15 protein-coding genes are annotated in these 13,812 nt (G+C 66.8%); 5 read left to right on the top strand and 10 right to left on the bottom strand.

Annotated features, from left to right (window positions below):
• Positions 1-27 precede the first annotated feature (27 nt).
• Positions 28-720, top strand: a complete 693-nt coding sequence (gene mntR, locus ACWW36_RS19730; protein WP_456137661.1) for a manganese-binding transcriptional regulator MntR — start codon at positions 28-30, stop codon at positions 718-720.
• Here the strand turns inward: mntR and ACWW36_RS19725 are convergent.
• The 4 genes from ACWW36_RS19725 to ACWW36_RS19710 all read right to left on the bottom strand — a co-directional run bounded on the left by ACWW36_RS19725 (position 717) and on the right by ACWW36_RS19710 (position 3,732).
• On the bottom strand, positions 717-1,127 hold the full coding sequence (locus tag ACWW36_RS19725) for a DUF6632 domain-containing protein (RefSeq protein ID WP_456137660.1): 411 nt from the start codon (positions 1,125-1,127) through the stop codon (positions 717-719). The two genes, mntR and ACWW36_RS19725, sit on opposite strands and share 4 nt — an antisense overlap.
• Before the next feature lie 66 nt (positions 1,128-1,193).
• Entirely contained in the window at positions 1,194-2,075 is an 882-nt protein-coding gene (truB, locus tag ACWW36_RS19720; RefSeq protein WP_456137659.1) for a tRNA pseudouridine(55) synthase TruB, read from the bottom strand.
• Positions 2,072-2,752, bottom strand: a complete 681-nt coding sequence (gene pptT / locus ACWW36_RS19715) for a 4'-phosphopantetheinyl transferase PptT (protein WP_456137658.1) — start codon at positions 2,750-2,752, stop codon at positions 2,072-2,074. The genes truB and pptT overlap by 4 nt, the downstream gene beginning before the upstream one ends.
• On the bottom strand, positions 2,749-3,732 hold the full coding sequence (locus tag ACWW36_RS19710; protein ID WP_456137657.1) for a metallophosphoesterase family protein: 984 nt from the start codon (positions 3,730-3,732) through the stop codon (positions 2,749-2,751). The genes pptT and ACWW36_RS19710 overlap by 4 nt, the downstream gene beginning before the upstream one ends.
• A gap of 125 nt (positions 3,733-3,857) precedes the next feature.
• Here ACWW36_RS19710 and ACWW36_RS19705 point away from each other — a divergent pair, with 125 nt between their 5' ends.
• Together ACWW36_RS19705 and ACWW36_RS19700 are read left to right on the top strand one after the other, a co-directional pair.
• The gene (locus tag ACWW36_RS19705; RefSeq protein ID WP_456137656.1) at positions 3,858-4,442 is read left to right on the top strand and encodes a DUF3558 domain-containing protein; all 585 of its coding nucleotides are present in this window, start codon (positions 3,858-3,860) and stop codon (positions 4,440-4,442) included.
• A 37-nt stretch (positions 4,443-4,479) separates the two neighbouring features.
• A complete protein-coding gene (locus ACWW36_RS19700; RefSeq protein WP_456137655.1) occupies positions 4,480-6,153 on the top strand; it encodes a CocE/NonD family hydrolase in 1,674 nt (557 codons plus the stop codon).
• Here the strand turns inward: ACWW36_RS19700 and ACWW36_RS19695 are convergent.
• Positions 6,142-6,702, bottom strand: a complete 561-nt coding sequence (locus ACWW36_RS19695) for a DUF1802 family protein (protein ID WP_456137654.1) — start codon at positions 6,700-6,702, stop codon at positions 6,142-6,144. The two genes, ACWW36_RS19700 and ACWW36_RS19695, sit on opposite strands and share 12 nt — an antisense overlap.
• On the bottom strand, positions 6,699-6,965 hold the full coding sequence (locus ACWW36_RS19690) for a DUF2277 domain-containing protein (RefSeq protein WP_456137653.1): 267 nt from the start codon (positions 6,963-6,965) through the stop codon (positions 6,699-6,701). The genes ACWW36_RS19695 and ACWW36_RS19690 overlap by 4 nt, the downstream gene beginning before the upstream one ends.
• Before the next feature lie 23 nt (positions 6,966-6,988).
• Between ACWW36_RS19690 and ACWW36_RS19685 the strand changes: the two genes are divergently transcribed.
• Together ACWW36_RS19685 and ACWW36_RS19680 are read left to right on the top strand one after the other, a co-directional pair.
• A complete protein-coding gene (locus tag ACWW36_RS19685) occupies positions 6,989-7,744 on the top strand; it encodes an enoyl-CoA hydratase (RefSeq protein WP_456137652.1) in 756 nt (251 codons plus the stop codon).
• Entirely contained in the window at positions 7,741-8,304 is a 564-nt protein-coding gene (locus ACWW36_RS19680) for a class I SAM-dependent methyltransferase (RefSeq protein ID WP_456137651.1), read from the top strand. Before ACWW36_RS19685 ends, ACWW36_RS19680 begins: the two co-directional genes overlap by 4 nt.
• On the opposite strand, the gene ACWW36_RS19675 is transcribed toward ACWW36_RS19680, so the two are convergent.
• The 4 genes from ACWW36_RS19675 to infB are packed head-to-tail and all read right to left on the bottom strand — an operon-like array spanning position 8,301 to position 13,812.
• Positions 8,301-9,635, bottom strand: a complete 1,335-nt coding sequence (locus tag ACWW36_RS19675) for an MATE family efflux transporter (protein ID WP_456137650.1) — start codon at positions 9,633-9,635, stop codon at positions 8,301-8,303. The two genes, ACWW36_RS19680 and ACWW36_RS19675, sit on opposite strands and share 4 nt — an antisense overlap.
• Complete coding sequence (locus ACWW36_RS19670) at positions 9,628-10,626, bottom strand: DHH family phosphoesterase (RefSeq protein WP_456137649.1); 999 nt, start codon at positions 10,624-10,626, stop codon at positions 9,628-9,630. The genes ACWW36_RS19675 and ACWW36_RS19670 overlap by 8 nt, the downstream gene beginning before the upstream one ends.
• Positions 10,601-11,095: a 30S ribosome-binding factor RbfA gene (rbfA, locus tag ACWW36_RS19665; protein WP_456137648.1), complete on the bottom strand. Its 495-nt coding sequence runs from the start codon at positions 11,093-11,095 to the stop codon at positions 10,601-10,603. Before rbfA ends, ACWW36_RS19670 begins: the two co-directional genes overlap by 26 nt.
• Positions 11,095-13,812 carry a translation initiation factor IF-2 gene (gene infB, locus ACWW36_RS19660; protein WP_456137647.1) on the bottom strand — a complete coding sequence of 906 codons (2,718 nt, stop codon included), beginning with the start codon at positions 13,810-13,812 and terminating at the stop codon, positions 11,095-11,097. The genes rbfA and infB overlap by 1 nt, the downstream gene beginning before the upstream one ends.

Here is a 13,812-nt window from a genome sequence, read left to right as displayed (position 1 = left end):
GGTGAAGATTGCCTAAACTTTCCCACTGTGAGTCCTGACGGTGATCCTCGCGACCTGAGCACGGTTGCCCAGGACTATTTGAAGGTCATCTGGACCGCTCAGGAATGGTCGCTGGAAAAGGTCAGCACCAAGATGCTGGCCGAGCGCATCGGGGTGTCGGCGAGCACCGCCTCGGAGTCCATTCGCAAACTGGCCGACCAGGGGCTGGTCGACCACGAGAAGTACGGCGCGGTGACGCTGACCGACGCCGGCCGGAGGGCGGCGCTGGCGATGGTGCGCCGGCACCGGTTGATGGAGACGTTCCTTGTCAACGAGCTGGGCTACAGCTGGGACGAGGTGCACGACGAGGCCGAGATCCTGGAGCATGCGGTGTCGGACCGGATGCTCGACCGCATCGACGCCAAGCTGGGACATCCGACTCGTGATCCGCACGGAGACCCGATCCCCGCGGCCGACGGCCAGGTGCCCACACCGCCGGCGCGGCAATTGTCGGTGTGCCGCGACGGCGACGCCGGAACGGTGGCGCGCATATCCGATGCGGACCCTGAAATGCTCCGGTACTTCGACAGCGTCGGCATCAGCCTGGACTCGCGGCTGCGGGTGCTCGCGCGTCGCGACTTCGCCGGCATGATTTCCGTGGCGATCGAACAGTCCGACGGAAGAGATTCCACGGTCGACCTGGGAAGCCCTGCGGCAGAAGCTATTTGGGTGGTCGGCTAGGTTTGACCGGCCGGCTCCATCCGATGGGGTTGCTTCAGGTCGGCCGAGAGCACGAGCACCGACAGGACGATTGCCGCCACCAGTAGCGCTGCGACATCTCCCAAGAGATGGCCCATTTGGTGTCCGGTGAACGATTGCACCGCCATGATCGCGGCATGCACGACGCTTGACCACACCATGAACCAGATCAAGCTCAGGTTGTCCTCCGGGTGTCGTGCGGCGTTCAACAGAAACACGCCAAGCGTCGCGTACAGGCCGACGATCATCATGAAGTACATCGAATGATGCGGTGGGCCGGAATGCCACGCCCAGCCCGACGGCCACACCAGTGCAAGGGGATACAGCAGCAAAGAGACCAGACCGATTACAACGAGTGCGATCTGAAGAAGTTTGTAGGCCGATGGCATCGTTGGCTCCTGACGCTCGCGGATGACGCCAGTATGCGCTGCCATCCCACAGCGGCGTGCCGAAATCTAGAGGGTAGCGGGACGCAGGACCACGACGGATTTCGTACGGTCCACGTCGTCTTTCAACAACGCGATGACCTGACCGTCCGCGGTGGTCGCCGCGTAAACCCCTTCGATCCCAGCCGGTTTCAGGCTCCGCCCGTGCCGGGTGTCCTCTGCCTCCTCTGCGGTCAAGTCGCGGCGCGGAAACGATTGCAGGCAGGCGTCGTCGAGGCTATAGCTCAGGCGTGGCTGTTCAGCGAGATCGTCGAGTGTGTGGGCCTCGTCGAGGCCGAACCGGCCGACGCGGGTGCGCCGCAGCGAGGTGAGATGCCCGCCGACGCCCAAGGCAGCGCCGACATCTCGCGCCAGCGCGCGGATATACGTCCCGCTCGAGCAGTCCACCTCGACGTCGACATCCACCAGGCCGTCATGTCGTCGCACGGCCAGCACCTCGAATCGGTCGACCCGAATTCTGCGCGCTGCGAGTTCGACGGTTTGCCCTTCGCGTGCCAACTTGTACGCCCGCTTGCCACCGACCTTGACCGCGCTGACCGCCGACGGAATCTGCTCGATGTCTCCGCGCAGCGCGCCGACGGCTGCCTCTATCTGGGTGTCGGTGACTGCATCGGCCGAAACAGTCTGCAGCACCTCCCCTTCCGCGTCCTCGGTTGACGTTGTCTGCCCCAGCCGGATGGTCGCGGCATACGACTTGTCGGTCGCGGTGAGCAGACCCAGGATCTTTGTGGCCCGCTCGATGCCGACGACCAGCACACCGGTGGCCATCGGGTCGAGAGTTCCTGCGTGCCCGACCTTGCGGGTGCCGAAGATCCTCCGGCAGCGGCCCACCACGTCGTGGCTGGTGATGCCCGCCGGCTTGTCGACCACGACAAGGCCAGCGTCGGTCATAAGACGATCGCTGTCAGTGCCAGCCCGTCGCGCACCGACCACCGTCCGGACAAGGTTTCCAGCGGTGGCCCCGACACTGCCGAGGGGTCGATCAGAATCCGTGACGTGAAACCGCCGGTGGTCCCGGTGCCGTCGACGTCGAACGCGATGTTGGCGTCCTCGAATCCCAGCCACCGCCGCGTCAGCGGAAACCATGCCTTGTACGTTGCTTCCTTGGCGCAGAACAGGATCCGGTCCCAGTGCAGACCCGGCGGCATCGCCTGCAGTGCCGTCCGTTCCTCGGGCAGGCTGATCGCGTCCAGCACGCCTTTCGGCAGCACGTCGTGCGGTTCGGCGTCGATACCGACCGAGCGCACCTCGCCGTGTCGGCCGACGGCAGCGCCGCGATAGCCCTCGCAATGCGTGAGGCTGCCGACTACGCCGTCAGGCCAACACGGTTCGCCCTTCTCCCCCTTGAGAATCGGCACCGGCGGCACGCCCAGTTCTCCAAGGGCTTGGCGAGCGCAATAACGGACCGTGACGAACTCGTTGCGTCGTTTGGCCACCGACTTGGCGATCAGTGGCTCCTCTTCGGGCAGCGGAGTCAATTCGGGTGGGTCGGTGTACATTTCGGCAGCCGCCAGGGCTTGCACCGAGCCGGGTAGCACCTCTGAGAGCAGCGTCGCGACGACCGTCATCGAGACTGCCTCTCCTTGATTCGCTGCTGCATCTTCTCGGCGTTGTCCCGCATCTCTTGGGTGATCTCGAAGTGACCGCCGAACTCGTTGAGGTAACCCGGAGCATATTTCGGGTCGGGCAACACTTGGCGCAGCCATCGATAAGGCTTGCGGCGCCGCCATTCTCGCGGATAACCGACCGAGACCTCTTCAAATCGCACGCCGTCGTACCACGTCGTGCGCGGGATATGTAGATGGCCATAAACCGAGCAGATGGCGTTGTAACGAGTGTGCCAGTCGGCGGTCGCGGTGGTGCCGCACCACAGCGAGAACTCCGGATAAAACATCGCGTCACATGGTTCGCGGACCAGGGGGAAGTGATTCACCAGCACCGTAGGCGTCATCCAGTCGAGGTCTTCGAGCCGCTTACGGGTGTAGGCCACCCGATCGCGGCACCAGGCGTCTCGAGTGGCGTACGGCTCAGATGACAGCAGAAACTCGTCTGTCCCGACGACATTGCGCTCGCGTGCGATGGCCAACCCTTCAGCCTTGGTGGCCGTGCCCGGCGGCAGGAACGTGTAGTCGTAAAGCAGGAACATCGGCACGATCGTGGCGGGGCCGCCCTCCTCGGTCCACACCGGAAAGGGATGTTCGGGAGTGACGATGCCCATCTCGTCACACATGTTGACGAGATAGTCGTAGCGGGCCTTGCCGAAGATCTGCATCGGATCGCGGTTCGTGGTCCACAGTTCGTGGTTGCCGGGTACCCAGATGACTTTGGCGAACCGTTTGCGCAGCAGATCCAGCGACCAGTGGATCTCGTCGGTGCGTTCGGCGACGTCGCCCGCGACGATCAGCCAGTCGTCGGGCGAGGACGGGTGCAGCGATTCGGTCACCGGCTTGTTGCCGGTGTGACCCGTGTGCAGGTCGCTGATCGCCCAGAGAGTGGGTCGCCGGCCATCACGTGTCACAACCGACCAGCCTACTTGTGCGGCGATCATGACCCGTCCCGGCAACTAGAACATGTTCCTGTTTCCGCTTCGACTGCTGACAGCGGACCGCTACACTCCCCCGCAGGGTCGGACAACGATCGGCGGCTGAGCCGCCAACACTGGCAGGGGGTGTCATGGTCGCCAAGCTTCGCCTGCTGTCCGCGCTGTGCGCGCTGGTCTCGGCGGTGATCGTGGTCTGGCAGACCAGCGCACCCAGCCCCAATACGGGCGGCCCGCTCCAGCTGCGCTCGACCGCGATGCCCATGACCAACGTGTCCACGACGATCAAGTGGCCCGTGGTCGACACCGTCGACCCGCGTCCATTCGATCCGTGCGAGGACATTCCGATCGACGTGATCAAGCGGATCGGCCTGGCTGCCACCCCGCCCGCGCACGAGGAAGGCCTGCGTTGCCATTACGACGCCGGTAACTATCAAGTCGGGGTCGAACCATTCGTCTGGCGCACCTATGAGGAGACGCTGCCTCCGGACGCGGTCGAGCTCGACATCAACGGGCACCGCGCCGCGCAGTACTGGATCATGAAGCCCACGGACTGGAACGACCGCTGGTGGATCACCTGCGGGATCGCCTTCAAGACCAGCTACGGCGTCATCCAGCAGACGTTGTTCTACTCACCGATTTACGCAGCCGACGACGTCGACTGCCTGCAAACCAACCTGCAGCGGGCGCGCGAGCTCAGCCCGTACTACGTGTATTAGCGCGAGAGCCTTTCGTCGCCTGCGTAGCCTTTGTTAGGTGACCGCAGTAACCTCCACCCACGCCCAGTCACCCTCTGCGATCAAGCAGTTCACCGGACGTGCCATCAGCAGCCTGCTGCGGCTGCCGCCGCGCACCACTGACGTGACCTTTCACGGCGGTCTGCGTGTTCCGATGCGCGACGGCGTCGAGTTGATCGCGGATCACTACGAACCGCAGACCTCGACACCGGCGGGCACGCTGCTGGTGCGCGGGCCGTACGGGCGCAGATTCCCGTTCGCGGCGCTGTTCGCCCGCGTCTACGCGTCGCGCGGCTACCACGTCGTCTTCCAAAGCGTCCGCGGGACGTTCGGCTCCGGCGGTGAGTTCTCGCCGATGATCCATGAAATCGCCGACGGCGCCGACACCGCGGAGTGGCTTCGCGACCAGCCCTGGTTCACCGGGTCGTTCGCCACCATCGGGCTGTCCTATCTCGGCTTCACCCAATGGGCGCTGCTGACCGACCCGCCGCCGGAGATGAAGGCGGCGATCATCACCGTCGGCCCGCACGACCTCAGCGCCCCACGCTGGGGCAGCGGATCGTTCGGGCTCAACGACTTCCTCGGCTGGAGCGACATGGTCGCCAACCAGGAAGGCCCACGCAGGATCCGCGCCGTCGTCCGCCAACTGAGGGCGCGGCGGGCACTCGCGCGGGCGACCAGTGCGCTGCCCCTGGGTGAGGCAGGCCGTGCGCTGCTGGGCACCGGCGCACCCTGGTACGAATCCTGGCTCGAGCACCCCGACCACGACGACCCGTTCTGGGCCCGGCTGCAGCTGCACCAAGCGCTGGAACGCACGGAGATCCCGGTGCTGTTGGTCGGCGGTTGGCAAGACCTGTTCTTAGAGCAGACGCTTGCGCAGTACCGGCAGCTACACGACCGCGGGGTGCCTGTCGCGATGACGATCGGGTCTTGGACGCACACCCATCTGATGACGAGAGGCGTGCCGACTCTCATCCGCGAATCACTGGACTGGCTCGACACACATTTGGCAGGCGGCCGCTCAGCGCGACGCAGCCCGGTTCGTGTCCACATCGACGGAGAAGGCTGGCTCGACCTGCCGGACTGGCCACCTGCGATGCCCGAGCAGGTCCGCTATCTGCAGCCCGGCGGACGTCTCGGCAGCACAGTGCCTCCCGATACGGCGTCGCCGTCGACGTTCACCTACAACCCCGCCGACCCGACGCCGACCATCGGCGGTCGGCTGCTGTCCCCGGAAGGCGGCTACCGCAACGACACCCGGTTGGCCCAGCGACCCGATGTACTGACCTTCACCGGAGACATTCTCTCGCAAGATCTTTACGTCGTCGGCACCCCGGTCCTGGAGCTGTCGCACACATGCGACAACCCGCACAACGACCTGTTCGTCCGCATCAGCGAGGTGAACGCCAAGGGTCGCTCGCATAACGTCAGCGACGGGTATGTCTGTGCCGCACCATCTTCCGGGACGGTGACCATCGAACTCGACGCGGTCGCGCACCGGTTCCGTGCCGGGTCGCGCATCAGGGTGCTCGTCGCGGGCGGGTCACATCCGCGGTTCGCGCGCAACCTCGGCACCGGTGAACCGATGATCACCGGCCGACGGCTGCAATCAGCCACGCACGCTGTGAATCTCGCCGACGGCGCCTCGCGACTCGTGCTACCCGCGGGACCTCAACCGCCGTCAACCGACTGACGCGAGGACCCGCTCGGCTATCTGTCGCAAAGTGGCGTCATCGTGCACGGGGCCGCCCCATTGCGGGTCGACCGGTAGTTGCACCCAGCTGGTGCAGCCTGCATATTCGGGCGAGCGCTCCAACCTCACGGGTTCGACCAGCGGACTGGCCTGCACCACGAGGACAGTGAGCCGGTGCTTGGGGCGAAAGTCCAGCCGGTCCTCGCGGACGGAGTCCGCCGTCCAGATGTGCAGGTCCGCGATGTCGTCGATCGCGTCGGGCCGGTTGACCTCAACGGCGGCAATGACTTTGGCGCCCGCACGTAACACCAGGGTGTCTTCGGTGCTGTCGGCCGCCGCCGGGTCGAGCAGGTCGCGGTGTTCCGGGCGCACACGCTCACTGTGACTGTGCGCGACCGTCGGAAACACCAGAAAGCGCGATGCCGTGACGGCGAACCGCTTTTCGTGAATGCCGCCCTTTCGAAGCAGCACGGTCTGGCGACCGTCGAGCATCGCGTGGACGGCGGCGCTCCACTCCTTGAGTGCGGGCTGCGTCAGCGTGGTCGTCATCTGGCGGCGAGTCGCGCCCGCACCTCCGGGCGGCGCAACGGCGGAACGGTCTTGGGCGGCTGTCGCCGCGGCGGCAGTCCTGCGAGCAGCCGCGTGGTGGTGGCGGTGACCTCGGCGACCGCAATCTCGAAGGCTTCGGCGTTGGCGGCCGTCGGCCGGGTGATGCCGCTGACCTTTCGGATGTACTGGCGGGCGGCGGCCTCGATCTCCTCGTCGGTCGCCGCTGGCTCCAGGCCGCGCAGCTCGGTGATGTTTCGGCACATACCGCCCACGATAGGTTCATCCCATGACTGACGACATCCTGCTCATCGACACAGACAACCGCGTTCGGACCCTGACACTGAACCGGCCGCAGTCCCGCAACGCCTTGTCGACCGAGCTGCGCCGCCAGTTTTTCGCCGCTCTGCGCGACGCCGAGGCCGACGATGACGTCGACGTCGTCATCCTGACCGGCACCGATCCGGTGTTCTGCGCCGGGTTGGACCTCAAGGAACTTGGCGACTCGTCGGCGCTGCCCGACATCTCGCCGCAGTGGCCGCCGATGACCAAGCCGGTGATCGGCGCCATCAACGGCGCGGCCGTGACCGGCGGACTGGAGTTCGCGCTGTACTGCGACATCCTGATCGCCTCCGAGAACGCCCGCTTCGCCGATACCCACGCCCGCGTCGGCCTGCTGCCCACCTGGGGCCTGTCGGTTCGCCTGCCACAAAAGGTCGGTGTCGGGCTGGCTCGCCGGATGAGCCTGACCGGTGACTACCTGTCGGCCACCGACGCGCTGCGGGCCGGACTGGTCACCGAGGTGGTGCCGCATGACGAGTTGATGACAGCGGCCCGCCGGGTCGCTGTCTCTATCGTCGGAAACAACCAGAACGCGGTGCGGGCGCTGCTGGCGTCGTATCACCGCATCGACGAGGCGCAGACCAACGCCGGGCTGTGGATCGAGGCGATGTCGGCGAAGCAGTGGATGAACTCGGCGACAGGTGATGACATCGCCGCCAACCGCGACGCGGTGTTGCAGCGGGGGCGGGAGCAGGTGCGGTGAACAAAGCGCACGAGGCATGCGGCAGCGACGAATGGCGGCAGGCGATACGAGAGGTCATCCTGCCGTGGGCTCTTGGCAAGACCGATCTCGGCGACAACGTGCTCGAGGTCGGACCCGGTTATGGCGCGACCACTGATGTGCTGAGCCAGTTGGTACCGCGGCTCACGTCGGTTGAGATCGACGACGAACTTGCGGCGATGTTGACGGACCGCTTCGCGGATGTGCCGACAGTGCAGATCGTGCACGGCGACGCCACGTCACTTTCCTACGCCGACAACAGCTTCTCGGGCGCGGCGTGCTTCACGATGCTGCATCACGTGCCAACGGCCGAATTGCAGGACCGTCTGTTCGCCGAAGTCGCGCGGGTACTGCGGCCCGGCGCCCCGCTGGTGGCGAGCGACAGCCTGGCCAGCGACGAGCTCGAGGCCCACCACGACGGCGATACCTACAACCCCGTCGACCCAGCGACGCTGCCCGAGCGGTTGTCGGCTGCAGGATTTGGCGATATTGACGTCAAGACCAACGAGTTCGGTTGGGCGGCGATTACGCGAAAGGCCTAGCCGGTGCCCGGCACCAGCCATCGACCCGAGAAGGCGCGCCAGCCGACGAACGCCAGGCGCAGCACCATGAACGTCGACAGCCCTGACCAGATCCCGAGCAGCCCCCAGCCGAACACCAACGACAGCCAAATCAGCGGCAGGAAGCCGACCAGCGCGCTGATCAGCGTCGCGTTGCGCATGAACTTCGCGTCGCCGGCACCGAGCAACACTCCGTCGAGCGCGAAAACGATTCCCGCGACAGGCAATTGGGCGACCATAAACCACCACGGCACTGCGATCGCGTCGAGCACCGAGCGGTCGTCGGTGAACACGCTGGGAAACACCGACGCGCCGACCGCGAAAACCCCTGCCAGTACCGCGGAAGCCACCGTCGAGAAGATCGTCACCCGCCAGGCCACCGACTTGGCGTGCGCAAGTTCTCCGGCACCCAGCGCCGCACCGACGAGCGACTGCGCGGCGATCGCCAGCGAATCCAATACCAGCGCAAGGAAATTCCACAGTTGCAGCACCACCTGGTGTGCAGCCACAGCAGCGGCGCCGAAGCGTGCCGCGACGGCCCCTGCCGAGACGAAGCACGCTTGAAATGCCATTGTCCGCAACACCAAATCGCGTCCCATGACGACCTGCGCGCGTAGCACTGCCGGCTGGATGCGCAGCGGCACCCGCTCGACCAGCAGCGCGCGCAGGAACAACACCCCAGCCACCCACTGGCCGACAAGGTTGGCGACGGCGGATCCGGCAAGCTCCAGCCGAGGCATACCGAGCCAGCCGTATACGAGCAGCGGACACAACACCGCGGACACCGCGAATCCGGCGACGACGTAGCGCAACGGCCGTGCGGTGTCCTGCACGCCACGCATCCACCCGTTGCCCGCCGCCGAGATCAGAATCGCAGGCACACCGAGAATCGCGATCCGCACCCACGGCATCGCCGCGTCAGCGATTTCCCCTCCTGCGGCAAGCGCGGACACCACCGGCACGGCGGCGACCTGAACCGCGACGATGATCAGCGTTCCCAGGCCCAGCGCCAACCAGCTGGCCTGAACTCCTTCGCCGACCGCCGCCGCGCGATCCCCTGCGCCGAAGAAACGCGCCGAGCGCGCGGTGGTTCCGTAGGACAGGAACGTCATCTGCGAGCTGAGCGTGCTCAGGATGAGGCCGCCGATGGCCAGGCCTGCGAGGCTCAGCGCCCCCAGCCGGCCGACAACCGCGATGTCGAAAAGCAGATAGATGGGTTCGGCCGCGAGCACCCCGAGAGCGGGGAGCGCCAACCCGGCGATGCGACGGCCGGTCGCGGGCGCGACGGGCAGATCGCCGTCGGGCTCAGCCAAGGGCTATACAGAGAGCCTGCACGACGTCGTCGACCGTCCCGGTGGCCGAATATCCGGCGGCGTGCGGGTGGCCACCCCCGCCGAAGGCGCTGGCGACGCCGGCGAGGTCGTAAGACTTGGCGCGCATCGACACCGACCAATGTCGCGGCTCGATCTCCTTGAACACCGCCGCCACCTCGGCCTGCTCGGTGGTGCGCACGATGTCGACGATGCTTTCGACTTCCTCCGGTCGCGCGTTGGCCCATTCCTGGTGGCCCACAACGGCATACACCAATCCAAGACCGTTCGCGGCGTCCGGAAGCAGCTGCGCCGAAGCCAGCACCCGCGACAGCATCGGCAGCCACGCGAACGGATGCGTGTCAAGCAAGGTACGGCTGATCGACGCATTGTCCACACCCAATTCCACCAGCCGGGCGGCCAGCCGGTGCGCACGTGCGCTCGCCCAGCGGAAGGATCCGGTGTCGGTGGTCAGCCCCGCGTACAAGCAGTGGGCTACATCCTTGTCGATCGGCTTTCCCCACACGTCGAGAAGCTCGGCAACCAGCATGGTGGTGGAGTCCGCCGACGGATCCACGTAGTTTGCGGTGCCGAAGAGCTGGTTCGACGCGTGATGGTCGATCACCAACACCTCACGGGTCGGACCGGCCAATTCACTCAGCGCACCCAGCCGGTTCACGCTGGGGATATCGACGGTGACGACCAAGTCCGCGTCGCGGCGCATCGCGTTCGGGGCGACGAGCAGATGTCCACCGGGAAGTGACTGCAGGGATTCCGGGAGATCGGCCGGGGCCGCAAAACTGACCTCGACATACTTACCGACCTGATCCAGCACCAGCGCCAGGGCCAGCCCGGCTCCGATGGTGTCGGCGTCGGGATAGACATGGCAGACGACGCTCACGGTGTCCGCCGCAGAGAGCAGGTCCGCGGCGGTGCGGGCGTCGACTCGATCGCCCGCTACTGGGACGTCAGTCGTCTTGTCGATCGCGGTCACCGGTGTCCTCAGCGTCGTGGGGTTCCCTGCCGGTTTCCTCCCCACCGATACGGTACGGGTCCGCGTCGCCCGCGTGCTTGGCACCCTGCCGAACTCTCGCCAAATCCTCATCTGCGGCTCGAGCCCGGGCGAGCAGTTCCTCCATCCGGTGCGCGGTGTCCGGCACCGTGTCCAGGACGAACGCCAGGGTTGGCGTAAACCGCACACCTGTTGCGGCGCCCACTTTGGACCGCAACGTGCCCTTGGCGCGTTCGAGCGCAGCGGCGGCCGCGGCGTAGTCCGGCTCGTCCTGCAACGTCTCGCCGCGCACCGTGTAATAGATGGTGGCGTCGTGCAAGTCGCCCGTCACCTTTGTGTCGGTAACGGTCACGAGGGCCAGCGGCGGATCCTTGATCTCGAACTCGATCGCCGAGGCGACGATGGTGCCGATGCGCTTGGCCAACCTGCGTGCGCGCGCAGGATCAGCCATTAGGTCCGCTCTTTCTCGACCAACTCGTAGGTCTCGATGACATCGCCTTCCTTGATGTCGGAGTAGGTCAGCGTCAGACCGCATTCGTAGCCGTCTCGAACCTCGGTGACATCGTCCTTTTCGCGACGCAGCGACGACACGGTGAGGTTCTCCGAGACGACGACGTTGTCACGCAGCAGGCGCGCCTTGGAGTTACGGCGAATGATGCCCGACTGGACGAGGCAGCCGGCGATATTGCCGACCTTCGACGACCGGAAGATGGCACGGATCTCGGCGCGGCCGAGTTCGCGTTCCTCGTAGACCGGCTTGAGCATGCCCTTGAGCGCACTCTCGATCTCGTCGATGGCCTGGTAGATCACCGAGTAGTAGCGGATCTCCACACCTTCACGGTTCGCCAGTTCGGTGGCCTTGCCCTCGGCGCGGACGTTGAACCCGATGATGATCGCGTCCGAGGCCGACGCCAGGTTGACGTTGGTCTCGGTGACACCACCGACGCCGCGGTCGATGACGCGCAGCTCCACCTCGTCGTCGACCTGGATGCCGAGTAGGGCTTCCTCCAGCGCCTCGACCGTTCCGGCGTTGTCGCCCTTGAGGATCAGGTTCAGCTGGCTGGTTTCCTTCAGCGCCGAATCCAGGTCCTCCAGGCTGATCCGCTTGCGGGTGCGTGCGGCCAGCGCGTTGCGCTTGCGGGCGCTGCGCCGGTCGGCGATCTGGCGAGCGATGCGGTCCTCGTCGACGACGAGGAAGTTGTCACCAGCGCCTGGCACCGACGTGAAGCCGATGACCTGCACAGGCCGTGACGGCAGTGCCGCCTCGACGTCCTCGCCGTGCTCGTCGACCATGCGGCGGACGCGACCATAGGCATCGCCTGCCACCACCGAGTCGCCGACGTGCAGCGTGCCGCGCTGAATCAGCACAGTCGCCACCGGACCACGGCCGCGGTCGAGGTGCGCCTCGATCGCCACACCCTGGGCCTCCATGTCGGGGTTGGCCCGCAGGTCGAGCGAGGCGTCGGCCGTGAGAACGACCGCTTCGAGCAGGGCGTCGATGTTGGTGCCCTGCTTGGCCGAGATGTCGACGAACATCGTGTCGCCACCGAATTCCTCTGGCACCAAACCGTATTCGGTGAGCTGCCCGCGGATCTTCTGCGGATCGGCACCTTCCTTGTCGATCTTGTTGACCGCCACCACGATCGGCACGTCGGCCGCCTGCGCGTGGTTGACCGCCTCCACCGTCTGCGGCATGACGCCGTCATCGGCGGCGACGACAAGGATCGCGATGTCGGTGGCCTTCGCACCGCGGGCGCGCATGGCGGTGAACGCCTCGTGGCCCGGGGTGTCGATGAAGGTGATCGGCCGCGGCGTGCCGTCGACGTCGACCTCGACCTGGTAGGCGCCGATGTGCTGGGTGATGCCGCCGGCCTCTTCCTCGCGGACGTTGGCCTGACGGATGGTGTCCAGCAGTCGGGTCTTGCCGTGGTCGACGTGACCCATGACGGTCACCACCGGCGGACGGGTCTCGAGGTCTTCCTCGCCGCCCTCGTCCTCGCCGTAGGTGAGGTCGAAGGACTCGAGCAGCTCGCGGTCCTCGTCCTCCGGGGACACGACCTGCACGACATAGTTCATCTCGCTGCCAAGCAGCTCGAGCGTCTCGTCACCGACGGACTGCGTCGCGGTGACCATTTCGCCGAGGTTGAACAGCGCCTGCACCAGCGAGGCCGGGTTGGCGTCGATCTTCTCCGCGAAGTCGGATAGCGACGCGCCGCGGGCCAACCGGATCGTCTCGCCGTTGCCGTGCGGCAACCGCACGCCGCCGACGACCGGCGCCTGCATGTTCTCGTATTCGGCGCGTTTCGCGCGCTTCGACTTGCGGCCGCGCTTGGGCGCACCGCCCGGACGGCCGAACGCACCGGCGGCTCCACCGCGCTGGCCGGGACGACCGCCGCCACCTGGGCGACCGCGGAAGCCACCACCTGCGGGTGCGCCTCCACCACCGCCGCCGGGGCCACCGGCGCCGCCGCCGCGGTAGTTACCGCCGCCGCCACCACCGCCGGGACGACCACCGGTCCCTGCACCTGCTCCGGGACCCCGGCCGCCTGGGCCGGGACGGGCGCCACCTGGTCCGGGGCGAGGCCCGCCGGGACCACGGCCGCCGGGGCCGGGACGAGGCCCGGCGGGACGCGGCGGCATATTGCCCGGAGACATGCCGGGCCGCGGCGCACCCGGACGGGGGGCCTGCGGACGCGGAATGGGCCGGTCAACCGGCTGCGCCGAGGAGAACGGGTTATTCCCGACGCGCGGAGTGCGTGCTGCGGGTTTTGGCGCTCCGGGCACCGGACCCGGTCGCGGGCCGGGTGTGGGACCGGGGCGGGTCGGCGCTGGCGCCGCCGGGGGTGCTGCTTCAGGGGGCGCGGCCGCTGCCGCGGGCGGCGCGGCGGGCGTTTCCACCGGAGCTGCCGGCTTCGGAGCCGGCGCCTTCTCGGGGGCGGCCTTGGTCGCCGCAGCCTTGGCCGGCGAGCCATTGCCCTCGGCCTTGACCTTCTCAGCGGCGGCCTTGCCTCCGCCGAAGGATTCGCGCAGCCGTCGCGCGACGGGTGCCTCGACGGTCGAGGACGCAGATTTGACGAATTCGCCCTGTTCGCTCAGCCGGGCGAGGACTTCCTTACTGGTGACACCGAGTTCCTTGGCCAACTCGTGTACGCGGGCCTTACCTGCCAC

The organism is Mycobacterium sp. MMS18-G62, assembly GCF_053877835.1.
The sequence above is the reverse complement of the archived record's forward strand: the minus strand, read 5'-3'. Positions and strand labels throughout refer to the sequence as shown.

Excerpts from the sequence above, each read along its gene's own strand:
- ACWW36_RS19685 (WP_456137652.1), top strand. The coding sequence starts at position 6,989 with ATGACTGACGACATCCTGCTCATCGACACAGACAACCGCGTTCGGACC.
- ACWW36_RS19695 (WP_456137654.1), bottom strand. The coding sequence starts at position 6,702 with ATGACGACCACGCTGACGCAGCCCGCACTCAAGGAGTGGAGCGCCGCC.
- ACWW36_RS19725 (WP_456137660.1), bottom strand. The coding sequence starts at position 1,127 with ATGCCATCGGCCTACAAACTTCTTCAGATCGCACTCGTTGTAATCGGT.
- ACWW36_RS19705 (WP_456137656.1), top strand. The coding sequence starts at position 3,858 with ATGGTCGCCAAGCTTCGCCTGCTGTCCGCGCTGTGCGCGCTGGTCTCG.
- ACWW36_RS19690 (WP_456137653.1), bottom strand. The coding sequence starts at position 6,965 with ATGTGCCGAAACATCACCGAGCTGCGCGGCCTGGAGCCAGCGGCGACC.
- pptT (WP_456137658.1), bottom strand. The coding sequence starts at position 2,752 with ATGACGGTCGTCGCGACGCTGCTCTCAGAGGTGCTACCCGGCTCGGTG.
- ACWW36_RS19710 (WP_456137657.1), bottom strand. The coding sequence starts at position 3,732 with ATGATCGCCGCACAAGTAGGCTGGTCGGTTGTGACACGTGATGGCCGG.
- rbfA (WP_456137648.1), bottom strand. The coding sequence starts at position 11,095 with ATGGCTGATCCTGCGCGCGCACGCAGGTTGGCCAAGCGCATCGGCACC.
- truB (WP_456137659.1), bottom strand. The coding sequence starts at position 2,075 with ATGACCGACGCTGGCCTTGTCGTGGTCGACAAGCCGGCGGGCATCACC.